Here is an 18,708-nt window from a genome sequence, read left to right as displayed (position 1 = left end):
TTTCTTATACCATTACCGAATCGCTATATCGGTCGGCGATTTCGCAAAACACATCGAAATGCTTCAAAAACACATCGACCATGACCGGGTCGAAATGACTTCCGCTCCCCGAAGCAATAATATCCTTGGCTTCACCGTAACTCATCGGCGCCTTATAAACACGCGGAGAAATCAAAGCATCGAATACATCGGCCAGCGCCATGATGCGCGCCGAAGCCGGTATGCTTTCGCCGTACAAGCCATCCGGATAACCCGAACCGTCCCATTTTTCATGATGCCAATGGGCTATTTCCTTAGCCAAAGACAAAAACTCGACTTGTCCTGCGGCTTCTTGTTCGGCCATTTCTATCGCTTCGCTACCGATACGGGCATGCGTCTTCATCACGGCCCATTCGTCAGATGTCAATGGTCCCGGTTTTAGCAAGATAGCATCGGGAATGCCAACCTTGCCAATATCGTGCAACGGCGCCGAACGACTTAATAGCTTGATAAATTTATCGGTCAGCACATCGCAAAATCCTGGGGAATCCAGCAAAGCCATGGCCAACTCCTGCACATATCCTTGGGTGCGCAAAATATGATTGCCGGTTTCGGGATCGCGCGCTTCGGCCAGATGAGCGAGAGCCCTGATACTGACTTCCTGTATCAACTCGTTTTCCGCCATACGCCGGGCAATCTCCGCCTCCAACCAGGCGTTTTGATGCGACAAGCGATCGCGCGCTTGTTTAAGCTCTAATTGAATTCGAACGCGCGCCATGACGATCGGAGGCGAAATTGGTTTGGTAATATAATCGACCGCACCGGAGTCCAAACCTTGAAGTTGCGCTTCGTCACTGTCCATCGCAGTCACGAAAATAATCGGAATATCTCGCGTGGTTGAATCGGCTCGTAAATGCTTAAATACTTGATAACCGTCCATACCCGGCATCATCACATCGAGCAAAATTAAATCGGGATGCGGCGCAGTACCGGCAATACGCAAGGCCTTCTCTCCGGACGTGGCAACGCGTACTTGAAATTGAGTTTGTAGCAAATCGCTGAGAACGCATAAATTTTCCGGCGAGTCGTCGACGATCAGTATTTTAGCGTTAGAGTTTTCCGGCATTGACAGGCTCATGGATGAGTGAAAATGGAGTAGAGCGCTAAAAACTTCCAAGCACCTGAAATTTTGTAATTATTCCCCCTCCTAATCGTTCCCACGCAGAGCATGGGAACGAGAATTGAAGGTGACTTAATAGCTACGAAATTTTCGTTAAATCTAACATACAAACGCAAGTGCCGCACAACGATTATGGATATATTTTTTGATCCGATAGGAAGATTGCTTCAACCTAGTGTCTTCCGCATACCGCTCGGCAGCCACTCAGGCGTCATATGGAGATTTCGGCTATAATTTCGTCCTTATCCGCATAAAAATTATTAAATCATTCCGCAGATGCTAACCGATAATCAAAAAGACATTCTCGAGCACTCAAATGTTCAATTAAAACATCTAAACGAAAAAAAACTATGGGCAATCGCCTCGCGCGCGACCGACGAATCGAAACTCAACGACAAGGAACTCATCGAATTCATCGAGATAGTCAATGCCTTATATCGAGGCGGCGATGCACTGATTAGCGATGCCGAGTACGACTTTACTTTTATCGCCGAACTGAAGCGCCGTCATCCGAACCACCCTTTCGTAACGCGCGTCGAACCGGAATCGGCTTTCGCCGGTAAGACGGTTGAATTACCGGTCAGAATGCTATCGACCGACAAGGCTTATAGCCAGAGCGAAATCGAGAATTGGGCCAAGCGTATCCAAAAAGCGGCCGACGAACTGGACATAGCCTTCGATTCGGTCGTTTTCAAGGTAACGCCGAAACTGGACGGCTATGCGGCCTATGACGACGGCGAACGGCTTTATACGCGCGGCGACGGCAGAAAAGGCACCGACATCACACGCGTCTTCGAGCGCGGCTTACAAGTCGCGGATAATGGCTCCCGCGGACTAGGCGTCGGCGAAATCGTCGTCAGCAAAACCTATTTTCAGCGTTACCTATCCGAGTTTTTCGATAACACGCGTAATTTTCAGGCCAGCGTCATCAAGGAAAAAGAACTGGAGCAACATGCCGAACAGGCCATCAAGGATCGGGCCGCGGTTTTTTTTCCATTTGCCATGCTCCCCGCTTGGCAAGGCAGTTGGACAGAACTTTCCGAGCGCTTCGATGAGATTGTAAAACAAATCTGGCATGCGGTAGATTATGACGTCGACGGCGTAATACTGGAAATTACCGACGAGCGAATAAAAACCCATATTGGCGCCACCCGCCATCATCATCGTTGGCAAATCGCCTACAAAGAGAATGTCGCGACAGCCGAAGTCAAAATCCTCCAAGTCGTACCGCAAACCTCGCGCTCAGGCCGCATCACACCGGTCGTCGAAGTCGAACCGATCCGCTTGAGCGGCGCACTGTTGCAACGAGCGACCGCTCACCATTATAAAATGGTCGTCGACAAAGGCATCGGTCCCGGTGCACTGATTAAACTCGCCCGAAGTGGCGAAGTAATCCCCAAAATCGAGGAAGTCATCACACCGGCCGAACCCGACCTTCCGGGACAATGCCCGAGTTGCGGCAGCGAGTTGGTTTGGGATGGCGACTTTTTATACTGCACGAACAATTTCGACTGCCCCGCCCAAGTCAGTCATTCGATAGAACACTTTTTTCGGGTACTCGGCAATAACGACGGCTTCGGCCCGGCAACGATCGCAAAGCTTTACGATAACGATATCCGAACGATCGATAAGATCTACCAACTGAACGCATCGGATTTCGAAGCGATGGGTTTCGGCCCGAAACAGTCGCAAAATCTAGTTGATCAATTGCAGCGCAGTTTGTCCGAACCGATCGAGGACTGGCGTTTTCTGGCTGCGTTCGGCGTGTTCCGAATGGGGCTGGGCAACTGCGAAAAACTGCTCGCGCACTACCGTTTACCGGAAATTTTTTCGTTGAGCGAAGAAGAGATCGTCGCGCTCGAAGGCTTCGCCGAAAAAACCGCCGATGTCGTGCTGAAAGGTTTGAAAAAAATCAAACCGTTGTTCAACCGCTTATATCGTTTAGGTTTTGCATTGAACGAAACCAAAACCCAGGAAATGCCTGAGGGACAAAGCCCTATCGCCGGCAAATCCTTGGTGTTCACCGGCACGATGCAACAAGGCTCGCGCGAGGATATGATTCGCGAAGCCAAAGCAATGGGCGCGAAAGTCGGTAGCGCGGTCAGCGGTAAAACCGACTACCTAGTCATCGGGGAAAAGGTAGGCGCAACAAAATTAAATGCCGCCGAAAAACACGGCGTTCGCATACTGAGCGAAGCCGAATATCTGGATTTGATCGGTTAATAAATTATCCCTTTGCAAATGAAAGTTCGAGGCGTGGGGAGGGTGCGGCCACTCGCCCGACAGGACGCCGTGAATACGTCCATGTAGGCTTGACGGCGGCTCCCTGCCGCCGACACCTGTCAGACGAGCAACCGCACCCTCTTCGGAACCGGCATTGTTTTTCGTATCGAAAAATTAGATAAAGAGTCCAAATCTACGAGCTATCACAGTAACTTAACCGACTTTCACAAGGCTTGGAACATAATCTTCCGGCGGCTCAAAGCCTAACAACGAGATGCAAGTCGCCGCCAGATTCGCAATACCGGCGTTTGGCACTCCGGCCAAACTCGCATGCGCCGCCCCTGAAGGATCGTAAATGATTGCCGGGACCGGATTCAACGAGTGCGCCGTTTTCGGCTTGAACTTACCTTCATCGTCGAGCACAAGCTTACCTGTCTTTTTATCCAACTCACACATGTCGTCCGCATTACCGTGGTCTGCCGAACACACCAGAATTCCGCCGGTCTTTTTCAGCGCCTCGATAATCCTGCCGATACCTTGATCGACGGCTTCGACAGCCACCTTTACCGCATTAACATCGCCGGTATGACCGACCATATCGCCATTCGGATAATTTAAGCGGATAAATTTATATTCCCTGCTCTCGATCGCCTGCACGACGGCATCGGTGATTTCGTCCGCTTTCATACGCGGCGCTTCCTCGAACGGACAGGAATCCGACGGAATTTCCACCCATGTCTCGGTCGGGAATTTGCCGGAATTATTCCCATTGAAAAAATAGGTCATGTGTCCAAATTTCTGGGTTTCGGAAATCGCCAGCTGCTTTACGCCGGCGTTCGACAAATATTCGCTCATCGTACGATCGATCGCGGGCGGCGTTACCAAATAACGCTCGGGCACACCAAGATCGCCGTCGTATTGCATCATACCCGCATATAACACATCCGGTTTCGGACCACGATCGAACTCGTTCAATTCGTCCGCTTCAAAGGCCTTGGTAATTTCCAATGCCCGATCGCCTCTGAAGTTAAAGAAGATTACGCTGTCGCCATCGACAATCGGTCCTGCCGGCGCTCCGTCACGCTCGATGACGAACGCGGGTAAATCTTGATCCAAGATGCCGGGTTTTTCTTTACGGAAGGTTTCTATCGCTTCCTTCATGGAAGCAAAGCGCCGGCCTTCGGCTTTCACATGCGTATCCCAACCGCGCCGCACCATATCCCAGTTGGCATTATAACGATCCATCGTAATGTTCATGCGTCCGCCGCCGGATGCGACACAATAATCGACGCTGCCGTCGGAATTGATCTCGTTCAAAAAGGCTTCGAAGCGCTCGACATATTCCAGCGCCGAGGTCGGAGGCACATCGCGACCATCGATCAAGGCATGAATTCGCGCCTTTTTAACGCCTTGTGCCTTGGCTTTCCGCAACATCGCTTCCAAATGATTCAGATTGGAATGCACATTGCCGTCCGAAAACAAGCCTATAAAATGTAAAGTCGACTCTTTGTTAATGACGTTTCGAATAAGCTCATCCCAAACCGACTCGGGCGCGAACATAGCCCCGGATTCGATCGCCTTGCCAACCAAGGATGCCCCTTGAGAAAAAACACGACCGCAACCAATGGCGTTATGGCCGACTTCCGAATTGCCCATGTCGCCGTCATCCGGCAAACCCACTGCAACGCCATGAGCACGTAACTCAGTATATAAGGCTTGTTCTCGCAGCCAATCCAAATTTGGGGTCGCAGATTGCAACACAAAATCGCTTTCCGGGTTTTTACCAATTCCTATACCATCCATAATGGCCAATACCAAAGGTCCCTTAGGCCCTGCAAAATCCTTATTCTTTTTTAATTCAATCATTTCAAACTCCTTTAGAGATACGCTAAGACTATTTAATTCGGTTTCAATATGAACATCGATAATGATACGTTAGCTGAATCTATCTGAATCCGCTGATAACTCATAAAGACCGCCATAGCTAACACACTTACCTATACCCATCGTAGATCAAAATTCGGCACCGGCGAGACCGTCAAAGGACGCAGTGAACCCAGCACCTAATTTCCATAGTCCATTTGCTATGGTTAACCATCTTGGGTAATTTAGGGCTGGGTGAAGCGACCATGTAGGCTCTATGCCTGCACCCATGTTGGTCCCTCACTTAGCGTTAAGTGAGGGACCGATCGCCCCGGCGCTTCCTTAAGAATCACCGAAATTTGAAGGGCGAAAGGTATTTTCAGCAAAGTTGTTTAAACTATTCCTAATTAGTTATTCTAACCTATTTATTGCAAACGCCGTAAACCATTGATTCTGCTTAGAACATTTTTCAAATAGATCCAAGTGCGTAGAATTTAATGAGCCAGGAGATTTCTATCAGTGTAGTGTATGGTTTTTTTGAATTTAAACCCAAGTGCTAACGGTCGATAAACTTTACCGCTGAAAAATGAGTGTATTTAGTTGAATTAGTGCGATAAATTTCAAGCAAAAAAAAACCGCTTTGACAAGCGGTTTTTTGAAAATCAATGGAGGCTGCGGCCGGAATCGAACCGGCGTAGATGGCTTTGCAGGCCACTGCATAACCACTTTGCTACGCAGCCATAGTATTAAATAAAAAAGCCGCGAGATTCGCGGCTTAAAAACTTATTGGAGCGGGAAACGAGATTCGAACTCGCGACCCCAACCTTGGCAAGGTTGTGCTCTACCACTGAGCTATTCCCGCATCGCTTCAATAACGAACATTATACTTGAATATTTTAGCCAGTCAACTTTTTATTGAACATTTATTGAATTGGTCCAAGCTGTTTTGCCTTGGCATTCACCTTCTGCTTCAATTTTTACGTTAGCGAAGGCATTTTTTTTGCCGAAAGCATCTTGAAAACCTAGAACAGTAACAGGTGTTCCAGGCGCCATATGTTTACATCCACCTACTCTGTCGTCTTCTTCTGTATCATCATAAGCTGCAATCGTACCCGGTACGGCAACCAATCGTATTGTGGAGTCCTTATCGTAAGCATTCGGCCCTTGTAGAACATATTTTTGACCGATAACCAAGTTTTTCATAGCCGGCCCAGATACGGAGGAACCTGACCCGCCTCCGAACATCATAATACCCAACAAGACTACGACACCGCCTACAGCACCGTAAAAAACCTTAGGTTTTTCATCCTTGAGCTTCAATGCGGAACTTAAAAAACCACCCGCCATTTTTTTTATTGATTCTGCTTTATCTTCAGAACTCTTTGAAGCTGTCTCTTTTTCAATTGTTTCCTGGGTGCTTTCCGAAGCTTGGTTATTGTTGTCTTCGCTGCTCATATTTTTCCTCTCAATCTTCTAGTTATTATAAAGTTAATAATAGGTCTCTACTCCTTATCAAACAAAGTCAGTACAAACCTAATCCCATTGTATTAAGTATTGCAATGCTAATACACTCGACTCGGACTGATCAAATTACCACGATAGCAAAAGTTTTCAAGCTTAAAATTAAGTCACTTAACTCTACTTCAATAATAATTAGAATTATCAGAGTTTTTTAGCACGCTTTAGTTAAATCCGGCCTACTCAAATGAAGTCATATCCTTTTTTGGTTTCAGTCTTTTGAGCACTTAACTCCTCGACTCTTCTACATTCGAACTGCCAATAACCCAATCCAATATTTTTTCTATCCCGGAGAATAATCGGGAACGTTTCGTTATTCATAGCCATACGAATCAAATCACCATCTTTAAGATTAAAGGACTCAAGTATGATAAAGCTTTTTTCGCTTTCTTGACTCTTAACGCCATAAATCAATGCTTTTTGAGGTAACTCGTCTGTTTCGTTCCTTGTGTAAGACTTATAAGAAACCGCAAACACTTGATTAGCCAACAATTGGATTTCAAATCCAATCTTTCCGTCAGCTTTAACTGAAGTAATTTTGTTGACAACACCTAGTGATCGTTTAGAAATCGGTGAATTTTTTTTTCTAAAACCGATTAAACTTCCGATTGAGATCATGCCTGCCTTGTTGAAGTGGCACGCCAGCGACCTTTCCGAAGCCGACTCGGCTAACATCTCATCCTCTCCTAATTTGTTCGCGGGGTCTCCGCTAAGCAAATCGTGGCATGCTTCCAATCCAATACAAAAATACCGCTCCAACCTGTCACCGAATACCGGCACGCCATGAAACTCGATTCCGGTCCATCTCGAAATCAAATAATCTAGTAATTCAGCCGGCAATAAGCCATCACCGTCTTTCACTAGCATTAATGAACTAAAACGCGCTTGCTCCTTCGAGACAAACCTGGATTTGTTTTGAAGTACTTTTATTAGCTTATTAAAACCCAAATATAAAACCGAAGAATCAGAAGGCGGAGCAGATTCCGATATAAAATGAGGTCCTTGGTCCTCATCTGTCAAAATAATGCATTGATGTGGCTGAGTCTCGAAGGGACTATGACCTATCACCAAATGAGCGCTGTGTTGTTCAATGAAATTATATACCTGCAACACCTCTTTTTGCATAAGACCCGAAGGTTCAGCCAGGCAAAGCAACAAAATTTGCCTATAGCAATCACCCACAGAAAGCCCCTGCCCTGGTTCTAAATGACTTTTAGGAACATTGGTCGAATCTTTTTTGATTTTCACGCTTAAGCGATACAGCGAATGAATATCTATCCATACCCAATCCGGAACCGGAAAATTCATTAGATAATAACTGACGACAATGTTGCTCAGACCTCTGATCGCTCTTTGAATAGACAAAGGAGCACTCTTACCTTGAAACCAACCTAAGCTTCTGCGAGTAAGCTCTTTCACAACAATCCAATAGCCGAGCGTAAATTCCTTTTCTATTGCGATCAATACGTTAAATATTTTGTGCTCGTCAGGCTCTTTCGGAAATCCCTCCTGCATTAATCTGAAACGCAAATATTCCTCTACACTGGAAACTCGAAAACTTAATATTTCCAGCGCATCGAGACGGGTCTGAGCGCTCATTGCCAGACTATTAAACTCTTTCAAAAAATCGTATATTAAACGCGTAGACAACCCGGGGTTGGCAACCGGCAGCTCATCCAACCAATGTTTCAATGCCTTTTCTTCGAATATTCTTAATCTTTCAGGAATATTCTGTTGGGCGGGTATTACTAAAAAAAAAGAATTTTTCACTGATCCCTCAGGTTTAAGCGCTCAACCAAAAACTGAAACATGTGCTTGACCCAACATCTCGTTTGCAACAAATATACAGAAAAAACGCTCGATTATTACAAATGTTTTTATACACCTTTAAAGGATTCGGTCATAAACAACTTCCCTATTTTTAATGCGCAAGGTAAGCAGGTTCGGTAACTCGATTGATAGGTGTCGTCGGCAGGACAGATTTTTGCTCCGGCAAAATCTGCATTCACCCAGCACCTAAATTCCATAGCCCATTGGTATGTCTTAGATAATTTAAGTGCAAGATACACGGCACCCCGTCAAGTGAGTTACCGAACCCGCGACAAAACTCATAGCGCCTAGAAGTTATTTTTCACAAAATCCTAAGCACATCAAATATCGGAACCGGCTTACACAGAAGCCCCGGAGTGCCGGTGGAGACTCTATGACCCCCGCTAGGATTATAGAACTTACAAGATCGTATTCACCTAGCACATAAAATTTTTAATTATAGTCAATATTCTATGAAATTCAGGTGCTGGAGGCTTGACGACAGTTCACGAACACCAAGGGTGGCGTATATTAAGGCACCAACAGTAGGCGCTTTGGCGATGCAGGACAGAAAATGCTCCTGCATTTTCTGCATTCATTACATCCCTGTAACTCAGAAACTGCCGAGAAGAAAAATTTGCGCAGCTGCCGACATTTTCGCTAACCAAACCCTCATGTCTTCATAAAGTTAGCCATTTTTAAGTATAAAGGGATTATTATTATTAAAATTATTCTGAATCCATTCCGGCAATCGACAAAAGTCTCATTTTATCCAGCGCATATTCTCGCAACGCCGATAAAATTGCTGGATCCGCTGAGCTCTCGGCCTGCAACTCCTGCAGTTTTGAACAATACTCATTAATAGTCATGCCATTGCTAACAGCACCGGTTAAACGATTAACACAATCTTTCATCCAGCGAGGCCACTCCTCCTCATTTAACGTTTCAGGATAGTTCCGGGCTCGATATCGGAAAAACATTTCCGGTAACCGCGGATCGCTGAAGTTTAAACGCAAGCTAGCTAAATCCTCAGGAAGAGTTTTATGAACTTTCTCCATTGTTTTTTTGTCACTATCGCTGAAAAAACCGCCACTGTAAATCATCAAATCAGGGTCGGCATCAGATCCCGGAAAATCCGTTTCAAAGACATGGGTAATTTTTTCTAAGATATTAGAATCGTTGCGGATTTTATCAATATACCGATAGCAACGATCGATATCTAAATTAAGCCTCACTGCGTCATCAGGCCTTATGACTGCTATCGGCGCCAGAACAGGGCATTTGTTGACATGCACGGTTTTTAGCGGAATCCGTTCGACTCCTTCCGGAAGATCTTTTATAGCTGTAAAAATTCTTTGCTTGATTTCATCGACAGACAAATTAAGCAGAATTTCAGGATCACTAGAAAGATCATAAACCACGATTCCATTGTTATTGCTCGGGTGCCGACAAATAGGCAGAACCACGGCCATACAATGATTTCTGACAGCGTATTTTCCTGAAATGTGAACAACCGGTTTAAAGCTGCCTGTTTGCAACAAACGGTTTGCAGCAGATTTAACTCGATTATCAAAAAGAAAATTAAATAGTTTCGGTTGCGACTCTCGAATCAGTTTAGCCACGGCTATCGTTGCGTAAACATCCGACAAGGCATCGTGAGCCATCGCATGCTCAATACCATTAGCCTTAGTCAATTCTTCCAACCGAAAAGTAACCACACCCTGTTCGGTTACCGGCCACTCAATACCGCCGGGACGAAGCGCGTAAGCGGCTCGGGCTACATCGATTATATCCCAACGCGAATTACCGTTTTGCCACTCTCGTTGATAAGGGTCGTAAAGGTTTCGATACAAAGTATTGCGTGTGACTTCATCATCAAAACGAATATTGTTATAGCCTAGAGTGCAAGTATTAGGCTGAGAAATTTCACGAGAAATCGCTTCGATAAACTCAGCCTCGCAAATGCCTCTTGCTTCAGCAATTTGCGGAGTAATGCCTGTAATTAAACAGGCAACGGGATCGGGAAGACAATCGAGTGCGGGCTTGCAGTAAATGACAAGCGGATCGCCTAAAACATTGAAATCATAATCGGTGCGAATTCCGGCAAATTGAACCGGCCTATCGCGCCTAGGATCTATTCCGAACGTTTCGTAGTCATGCCAATAAAAAGTCCGTCCGGTCACAATGGATCGACAGCCTATTAAAGATTGACCAGGGCTTTCAGCACATCGGTCCGACTGACAACGCCAACAAGTTCAGAATCTCGAAAAACAGGAAAACTTCTAATCGTAGAATCCTTGAACTTAGCCGCAATGTCGACGATGCTCGCATCCGCATCGACCGAAACAATATCCGTGGACATAAATTCGGAAACCTTACCCGCCGAACCTTGGTTATAAGCCGATTCCAATACGACCTTCATGCTATCCTTTTCGGAGAACATACCGACTAACTTGCCTTGACCGTTTATCACGGGAGCACACGTAATTTTATGGGAAAGTAATTGTTTAATTGCTTCAACGACATTGGCATTTTCCTTGAGTGTGACCATATTTCTTTTGGTCATATAATCGGCAACAGTAATTTTAGCCAGCATGGATTAACTCCTGATTATGGTTATTATTATACTTCGCGCGGCCACTTTTGCGGATTTCTGACGCGCTCTTTTGTCCGGTATCTGCGTTACGAAAACAGTTACATAGCTTGCTATGCGCCTGTTTTCGCGCCTTGCTACCGAACAAAATAGCTTTGCCATAAAAACCGCAAACATGACCGCGCGAACTATATCAACAAAAGGAACCATTACACACAAACACAAGTGTTAAACTTGTCCTTCCGCTTCCATTTTTTTTCTTTTATCACACTTTTTAATGCAAACGCAATCGCCTTTATTAGCCCCGCCGCACGAGCCCTTGATAGCTTTTCTTCCAAAAATAACGCCCACTGCCATTATCGCAATAACAATGAGCATAAATACAAATGTTACTAAAAAATAAGTCATTGTCCCTCCTTAAAATAATCGCGATACGCAGAGGTTGATGTTTCACTGAACCCCTGCGCGGTTTTAGTCATAAATAAGACAGGAAGATGTAGTTGCTCTGCCAATCGTAAACCGTCTTCAGCGCCTAAGACCATAAAGGCTGTTGCCCATGCATCAGCCTCCATCGCGGTTTCGCTCAATACCGTTACCGAGGCAAGATTATGATTGATAGATTTTCCCGTTCTTGGATCGATTGTATGTGAAAATCTGACCCCTTCTACTTCAAAATAGTTTCGGTAATCTCCGGAGGTCGCCACCGACATATCGGTAATCGATACGATTTTCTGTATCATTCGCTGCTCTGAAGACGGCTTTTCTATAGCAATACGCCAAGCATTACCATCCGGTTTGCGTCCTCTCAATCGAAGCTCGCCGCCAATTTCAACTAAATAATCTTTAATACCTAGCTTTTCCAACAGCAAACCAACTTGATCGACCCCATAACCTTTAGCGATCGCTGATAAATCAAGATAGAGATCAGAATGATTTTTTTTGATCGATAATGGTTCGTCTCTTAACTTCAGATTCCGATAACCGATTCGACGCATCGCAAGAAGAATCGCTTCGTTCGAAGGTGCCTGAAACGATAAAGGATCAGGACCGAAGCCCCATAAATTGACTAACGGACCAACCGTAATATCAAAGGCGCCCTCCGTCAAGTCACTAATGCGTTTAGCTTCGGCCAAAACACTGTAAAGAGCCTCGGAAACCGGTTGCCATTCGACAGAGTCGCTGTTATTGATTATCGATAATTCTGATTGCGGCCGATAGGTAGACATCTGATCGTTGACGAGTTCCAGCAATTCTTTAATCTCAATGTTAAGCTGGTTGGTTTTGACCCCGTCAGGCAACACCGATGCTTTGATGCTGAAACTGGTACCCATCGTTTGACCGGTCATCTCGAAAGGGAAAACCGGTTTACTAGTCCCCTGATCATCACAGCCCACCAATAAAAAAACGAGGACCAGGAAAATCCCGAATCCTCGTTGATTTTGTTTTACATTCATAGATCTTTTTTTCATCCCCTCCCGAAAGACTCGGGAGAGGTGTTTGCCTTTAAATTATCAACCGCCGAAATCATCCAAGAAGATACTTTCAGGTTCAACTCCGTTTTCCAACAGCATGTTGATAACCGACGAGTTCATGATTGGAGGCCCGCACATGTAGTATTCACAATCTTCCGGTGCCGGATGGTTTTTAAGATAATTTTCATACAACACATTGTGAATAAAGCCTGTGTACCCGTCCCAGTCATCGTCAGGAAGGGGATCGGACAACGCGACATGCCATTCGAAGTTATCATTCTCGGCCGCCAGCATGTCGAAGTCTTCAACATAGAACATTTCGCGCTTACTGCGCGCACCGTACCAGAAGGTTATCTTGCGTTTCGACTTTAATCGGCGTAATTGATCGAAGATATGCGAACGCATCGGAGCCATACCTGCGCCACCGCCGATAAAAACCATTTCCTTATCGGTATCTTGCGCGAAGAATTCGCCGTAAGGACCCGAAATAATACACTTATCGCCTGGTTTTAAATTAAAGATGTAGGATGACATGATGCCTGGCGGAACGTTTTCAGGTGCTCCCGGTGGCGGCGAGGCGATCCTGACATTTAACATGATTTCCTTTTCCTCAGGATAACTTGCCATCGAATAAGCTCTCAAGGCAGGCTCTTTGACTTCGGAAACATAACGCCAAAGATTGAATTTATCCCAATCTTCACGGAAACGTTCTTCTACAATGAAATCTTTGTATTTTACGACATGAGGAGGACATTCAATTTGAATGTAACCGCCTGCGCGGTAATTGATCGCTTCACCTTCCGGCAAATCTAAAACCAATTCTTTAATAAACGTCGCAACGTTATGATTCGACTTGACAGTGCATTCCCATTTTTTGACGCCGAAAACAGAATCTTCGACTTCAATTTTCATGTTTTGCTTTACCGTTACTTGGCAAGACAGACGTTCGCCTTCTGCCGCTTCGCGTTTAGTGATATGAGAACGTTCAGTCGGTAAAATTTCGCCGCCTCCTTCAGATATTTTCACACGGCATTGCGCGCATGACCCGCCGCCGCCACAAGCCGAGGGAACGAACAATTTGTTGTCCGCTAACGCGGTTAATAACTTGGAGCCGACAGGAACATGAATCAATTTTTCATCGTTAATGAGAACTTCAACGTCTCCCGAAGCCACCAATTTACTCTTTGCGCCAATGATCACGAAGACCAGCGCAATCACGATAACCGTGAAAATAATAATTCCTAATGCAATTTCCAGCATTACGATACCTTTTTAAAGTTGGATTCCAGAAAAAGCCATGAAGCCAAGAGACATCAGACCCGCGGTAAGAAAAGTGATGCCAAGACCTTGCAGGCCCCCCGGTATATCACTGTATTTGAGCTTTTCGCGCACGCCGGCCATGACCGTAATAGCCAATGCCCAGCCGAAACCACTGCCGATTCCGTAAGTGACACTTTCGCCCAGACTGTAATCGCGCTCGATCATGAACAAACTGCCGCCAAGAATCGCACAGTTGACCGTAATCAACGGCAAGAAAACACCCAAGGCATTGTATAAGGCCGGAAAGAACTTATCCAAAATCATTTCCAGGATTTGAACCAGTGCGGCGATCATACCGATGCAGCTCAACAACGATAGAAAGCTCAAGTCGACGCCGGTAATCCCTAGCCATGACAACGCATCTTCTTTCAACAAGCTGTGATAGATAATATTATTGGCCGGAACTGTGATAGTTTGCACGACCATCACAGCAATACCAAGACCCATCGCGGTAGAAATCTTTTTCGAAACCGCCAGGAATGTGCACATCCCCAGGAAAAACGATAACGCCAGGTTTTCGATGAAAACCGCTTTAACAAACAAACTGATATAAGCTTCCATTAGTGATGCCCTCCTTCACCGTGAGCAATCGGCATGATTTCAAATTCAACATGCTCGCGTTGCTCGGGCTTGAATTGACGAAACACCCAAATGATCATTCCGATAATAAAAAACGCGCTAGGCGGCAACAGCATCAAACCATTCGGATCGTACCAACCTCCATCTTTGGTCAATTCGAAAATTTCGATACCAAGAAGTTTGCCGGAACCGAACAATTCACGGAAAAATGCGACAATAACCAAAATCAAGCTATAGCCTAGTCCATTACCGATGCCGTCCATAAAACTTTCCAGTGGCGGGTTTTTCATCGCATAAGCTTCGGCACGCCCCATCACGATACAGTTAGTGATGATCAAGCCGACAAATACCGATAATTGCTTGCTGATGTCGTAAGCAACCGCCTTCAATATTTGATCAACAACAATAACCAAAGACGCGATGATCGTCATTTGCACGATGATCCGGATGCTGCTCGGAATATGATTCCGGATTAAACTGATTGATGCGCTTGAACACGCCGTTACCGACGTCAAAGCAATCGCCATGATCAATGACGTCGACATTTGCGACGTCACCGCCAGAGCCGAACAGATACCCAATACCTGAAGGGTTATCGGATTTTCGTTAATTAAAGGTTTAATTAAAACCTTTTTAGTTTCGCTCGTTAATATTGCACTCATGATTAACCCCTACCCGTCTGTTCTGACTTTATCTAAATAGGTAGCAAAGCCTTCTTTGCTCATCCAATACTTAACCAGATTGGACACACCCACGCTGGTTAAAGTGGCGCCGGCTAATCCATCTACTTGGTATTCGGAGCCCGGCTTGTTGGTATCGACCGTACCTTTGACCAATTTCAAAACAGGCTCACCGGCATCGTTGTAAACTTTTTTACCTTGCCATAAAGCTCGCCAATTTGGATTGACCACTTCACCGCCCAAGCCCGGCGTTTCAGCTTGGTCGTAAAAGTTGATGCTTTGCACGGTTTGACCGTCAGCTTCCAGCGCTAAAAAGCCATAGAGCGTCGACCATAAACCATATCCGCTAACCGGCAGAATGATCGATTGTATTTCTTCGCCTTTCTTGACCAGATAAACTTTAGCAATCTTGGCTTTGGCCTTGATACTGGCAATATCTTCTTCCGGCGGAATAGCGATACTTAGCTCAGGATCCTTAGTCGCTTTCCGTTGATCGTAAGTCGCAACATCGATGCCCTCGACATAATCGCCGGTCTCCAGATCAACCAACTTAGCCTCGATTTGCTGATCAAAAGCAGCATTGATATCGACGCCCTCTTCCAGCAATCCGGCTACATCCAGGATATTCTTTTTCATATCCAGGGCTTTGTTATTGGCTTGCATTGGCCTCAGCGCAACCGCTGCAATAGAAACCAATATCGCGCAAACAAAACAAACCCATAACGCAATCGCAAGAGTCTTCTCGAGACTATCGTTGCTCTGCGCTAAAACTTTATCCGCGTATATCTTGAATTTTTCGTAGTGTTTACAATCTTTTAGATTAGGCATGACGCTTCACCCTTCTTCTAATGTTTGCCTGAACGACAAAGTAATCGATGATAGGCGCGAACATGTTCGAGAATAGAATCGCCAGCATGATTCCCTCGGGAAACGCCGGATTCACTACTCTGATCAAAACCGTCATAACACCCACTAACATTCCAAAAATCCAGCGACCGGTATTAGTCATCGCTGCACTTACAGGATCGGTAGCCATGTAAACCATGCCAAAAGCGAAACCGCCGACAGTCAAATGCCAATACCATGGGAAAGCAAACATAGGATTGCTGTCGCTGCCGATAAAATTGAATAGCGATGACATAATCAGCATGCCGAGAAACACGCCGCCCACAATACGGTAAGAAGCGATACGGGTGTAAAGTAAAAATGCACAACCAATCAAAATAGCGACTGTCGAGGTTTCACCCAAACACCCTGGCATGAAACCGAAAAAACTTTGCATCCAGCCGTAACCGGCCTCATGCACGGCATCCAGGCCACCTGACGCAGCCAAACCTAAAGGCGTAGCAGCCGTGTAACCGTCAACCGCAACCCAGACTGAATCACCTGAAATCGATGCCGGATAGGCAAAGTATAGGAATGCACGTCCAGTCAACGCAGGATTTAAGAAGTTTTTACCGGTACCTCCGAAAACTTCCTTGCCGATTACTATTCCGAACGAAATACCCAGCGCGACCTGCCACAACGGCATGTCCGGCGGCATGATCAGGGTATAAAGCATCGACGAGACCAAGAAGCCTTCGTTGACCTCATGACCACGCACGGTCGCGAACAGAACTTCCCAAACACCGCCGACAGCCAGGGTTACGATATAAATTGGCAAAAAATACAGAGCACCATGAATCAAGTTGGATAACGGATTATATGGGCTATAGCCGAATATCATCATTGGCAGACTACGCCAGCCGTCCGCTTTTTCTAGCCCCATCGCTTCCATCGCGACATTCGCTTGATAACCTGTATTATACCAAGCCATTAGGATACAAAAAAACGTTGCAATAACGACAAACGTCATCGTACGTTTCAAATCATTACCGTCTCGAACATGAGTTTTACCGCGCGTCACCTCGGCGGGCGTATATAAAAAAGTATCGACCATCTCGTAGAGACCGTAGTACTTCTCTAGCTTACCGCCTTTGGTAAAATGCGGCTCTATGCTGTCTAAAAAATTTCTAGCCGACATTAGCCTTCCTTCTCGATTTTAGTTAAATTCGCTCTCAGAACCGGACCGAACTCATGTTTACCCGGATCGACAAAGGTAAACAGAGCCATATCTTCCTCGTCTAACTCCAAACAACCTAGCATTTGCGCTTGATCCGTATCCCCGACAACCAAAGACTTTAGCAATGGCGTTGGCAAAATATCCATCGGCATCACGGATTCGTAGACGCCAACCGGAACAATCGCCCGATTACTGCCGTTTTTATTCGTCGTCAACGGAAACTTACGTCCACTATTTCGGTCTTTACTGGAGGTGTAGACATTGAGGGCCGAATATTTATCCTTGCCCGGAACGATCCAACCGAAGAACTCACGGTCACGACCTTCTTTCAACACCGAAACTTGGTTGCTGTAATAACCCAGATAGTCCGACCAGTCGGCCGCTTTGTGGCCATAGATGACCGAACCGGAAATCACACGACTTTCCCCGTCCATCAGCTCTCCAGCAACGAGTTCGCTGAGACATGCACCGACACGGGTTCTAAGCAATCTTGGTTTTTTAGCGGTAGGCCCCGCCAATGAAACCACTCTTTCAACATTCAATTTACCGGTCGTGAACAACGCACCGATTGCCATCACGGCTTGATAATCTAAATGCCAAACCGATTTATTAGCGTTGACAGGGTCAATAAAATGAATGTGAGTGCTTGGCAAACCGGCCGGATGCGGGCCTGAGAACTCGGCAACTGTAATGGAAGACGCGTTTCCGGTCGGTATTTCGGCACCGTGAGCTTTACAAACATAAACTTTGCCATCGGTCAACTTAGCAATCACTGCCAGGCCGTTGCTAAAGTCGGCAGAGCGTTCCTGAATGATTACTGACGGATCGGCGGCCAATGGATTGGTATCGATTGCGGTCACAAAAATCGAGCTAGGAGTGCTATCGATTGTCGGCGTTTTACCATAAGGACGCGTTCTCAACGCAACCCATAAACCGGAAGCGATGAGATTTTCCTTGACTTGATCGGTTGATAAACCGTCCAATTCGGAATCTTTATATTTAGCAAACGATTCTGCTTCGTTACCTTTCAGCTCGATGACAACCGATTGCAAAACGCGCTTGGCTCCGCGGTTAATTGCCTTGACGATACCGGCACCGGGCGATGTAAAATTGACACCTGGATTTTTTTTATCGGAAAAAAGCACCTGACCGAGTTTGACTTTGTCACCCTCGGCTACCATCATGGTAGGCTTCATTCCCACATAATCCATCCCCAGAACGGCAACCGACTTAACCTTATTACCGTTTTCTATTATTTGTTCGGGCTCTCCCGTGATCGGAAGATCCAAACCTTTTCTTAAATTAAATTGCATAGTAAATAAGCCTGCTCTCCAGACATATCGCGGCGAACAACCCCCTTATTCGAAACAGCCGTAACAAGAGGCACTTGAAGACGTAAACCGAGGCATTAGACCATAATTTCGTGCCGT

General features: G+C 45.9%; 15 protein-coding genes and 2 tRNA genes. 1 reads left to right on the top strand and 16 read right to left on the bottom strand.

Going from position 1 to position 18,708, the window contains the following annotated elements; genetic code table 11:
• Window positions 1-4 precede the first annotated feature (4 nt).
• Window positions 5-1,105: a response regulator gene (locus tag ACRJJO_RS01645; protein ID WP_431064240.1), complete on the bottom strand. Its 1,101-nt coding sequence runs from the start codon at window positions 1,103-1,105 to the stop codon at window positions 5-7.
• 330 nt (window positions 1,106-1,435) lie between these two features.
• On the opposite strand from ACRJJO_RS01645, the gene ACRJJO_RS01640 reads away from it, so the two are divergent.
• On the top strand, window positions 1,436-3,382 hold the full coding sequence (locus tag ACRJJO_RS01640) for a helix-hairpin-helix domain-containing protein (RefSeq protein WP_431064239.1): 1,947 nt from the start codon (window positions 1,436-1,438) through the stop codon (window positions 3,380-3,382).
• A gap of 213 nt (window positions 3,383-3,595) precedes the next feature.
• Here ACRJJO_RS01640 and gpmI read toward each other — a convergent pair whose 3' ends face one another.
• The 15 genes from gpmI to ACRJJO_RS01565 form a co-directional block, all read right to left on the bottom strand.
• A complete protein-coding gene (gpmI, locus tag ACRJJO_RS01635; RefSeq protein ID WP_431064238.1) occupies window positions 3,596-5,248 on the bottom strand; it encodes a 2,3-bisphosphoglycerate-independent phosphoglycerate mutase in 1,653 nt (550 codons plus the stop codon).
• Between the two features lie 663 nt (window positions 5,249-5,911).
• Window positions 5,912-5,985 (bottom strand) — tRNA-Cys (locus tag ACRJJO_RS01630).
• Window positions 5,986-6,032: 47 nt separating this feature from the next.
• Window positions 6,033-6,107, bottom strand: a tRNA-Gly gene (locus ACRJJO_RS01625).
• 50 nt (window positions 6,108-6,157) lie between these two features.
• Window positions 6,158-6,700: a hypothetical protein gene (locus ACRJJO_RS01620; protein WP_431064237.1), complete on the bottom strand. Its 543-nt coding sequence runs from the start codon at window positions 6,698-6,700 to the stop codon at window positions 6,158-6,160.
• A 246-nt stretch (window positions 6,701-6,946) separates the two neighbouring features.
• The gene (locus ACRJJO_RS01615) at window positions 6,947-8,533 is read right to left on the bottom strand and encodes a hypothetical protein (protein WP_431064236.1); all 1,587 of its coding nucleotides are present in this window, start codon (window positions 8,531-8,533) and stop codon (window positions 6,947-6,949) included.
• 767 nt (window positions 8,534-9,300) lie between these two features.
• Entirely contained in the window at window positions 9,301-10,755 is a 1,455-nt protein-coding gene (gene sbcB / locus ACRJJO_RS01610; RefSeq protein ID WP_431064235.1) for an exodeoxyribonuclease I, read from the bottom strand.
• A gap of 17 nt (window positions 10,756-10,772) precedes the next feature.
• On the bottom strand, window positions 10,773-11,168 hold the full coding sequence (locus ACRJJO_RS01605; RefSeq protein ID WP_404361195.1) for a CBS domain-containing protein: 396 nt from the start codon (window positions 11,166-11,168) through the stop codon (window positions 10,773-10,775).
• Between the two features lie 225 nt (window positions 11,169-11,393).
• Entirely contained in the window at window positions 11,394-11,573 is a 180-nt protein-coding gene (gene nqrM / locus ACRJJO_RS01600) for a (Na+)-NQR maturation NqrM (protein ID WP_404361194.1), read from the bottom strand.
• Window positions 11,570-12,634: an FAD:protein FMN transferase gene (locus ACRJJO_RS01595; protein WP_431064234.1), complete on the bottom strand. Its 1,065-nt coding sequence runs from the start codon at window positions 12,632-12,634 to the stop codon at window positions 11,570-11,572. Before ACRJJO_RS01595 ends, nqrM begins: the two co-directional genes overlap by 4 nt.
• 42 nt (window positions 12,635-12,676) lie before the next feature.
• The gene (nqrF, locus tag ACRJJO_RS01590; protein ID WP_431064233.1) at window positions 12,677-13,897 is read right to left on the bottom strand and encodes an NADH:ubiquinone reductase (Na(+)-transporting) subunit F; all 1,221 of its coding nucleotides are present in this window, start codon (window positions 13,895-13,897) and stop codon (window positions 12,677-12,679) included.
• Between the two features lie 12 nt (window positions 13,898-13,909).
• Window positions 13,910-14,518 carry an NADH:ubiquinone reductase (Na(+)-transporting) subunit E gene (nqrE, locus tag ACRJJO_RS01585; protein WP_341325421.1) on the bottom strand — a complete coding sequence of 203 codons (609 nt, stop codon included), beginning with the start codon at window positions 14,516-14,518 and terminating at the stop codon, window positions 13,910-13,912.
• Window positions 14,518-15,198 (bottom strand): NADH:ubiquinone reductase (Na(+)-transporting) subunit D, encoded by a 681-nt coding sequence (locus tag ACRJJO_RS01580; protein WP_014148702.1) that lies wholly within the window; start codon window positions 15,196-15,198, stop codon window positions 14,518-14,520. The genes nqrE and ACRJJO_RS01580 overlap by 1 nt, the downstream gene beginning before the upstream one ends.
• Before the next feature lie 9 nt (window positions 15,199-15,207).
• Complete coding sequence (locus ACRJJO_RS01575) at window positions 15,208-16,044, bottom strand: Na(+)-translocating NADH-quinone reductase subunit C (RefSeq protein WP_431064232.1); 837 nt, start codon at window positions 16,042-16,044, stop codon at window positions 15,208-15,210.
• Window positions 16,037-17,239, bottom strand: a complete 1,203-nt coding sequence (locus ACRJJO_RS01570; RefSeq protein WP_404361189.1) for an NADH:ubiquinone reductase (Na(+)-transporting) subunit B — start codon at window positions 17,237-17,239, stop codon at window positions 16,037-16,039. The genes ACRJJO_RS01575 and ACRJJO_RS01570 overlap by 8 nt, the downstream gene beginning before the upstream one ends.
• The gene (locus ACRJJO_RS01565; RefSeq protein WP_431064231.1) at window positions 17,239-18,591 is read right to left on the bottom strand and encodes a Na(+)-translocating NADH-quinone reductase subunit A; all 1,353 of its coding nucleotides are present in this window, start codon (window positions 18,589-18,591) and stop codon (window positions 17,239-17,241) included. Before ACRJJO_RS01565 ends, ACRJJO_RS01570 begins: the two co-directional genes overlap by 1 nt.
• Between the last annotated feature and the right edge of the window lie 117 nt (window positions 18,592-18,708).

The organism is Methylotuvimicrobium sp. (assembly GCF_050611805.1).
Lineage (GTDB): Bacteria > Pseudomonadota > Gammaproteobacteria > Methylococcales > Methylomonadaceae > Methylotuvimicrobium.
The sequence above is the reverse complement of the archived record's forward strand: the minus strand, read 5'-3'. Positions and strand labels throughout refer to the sequence as shown.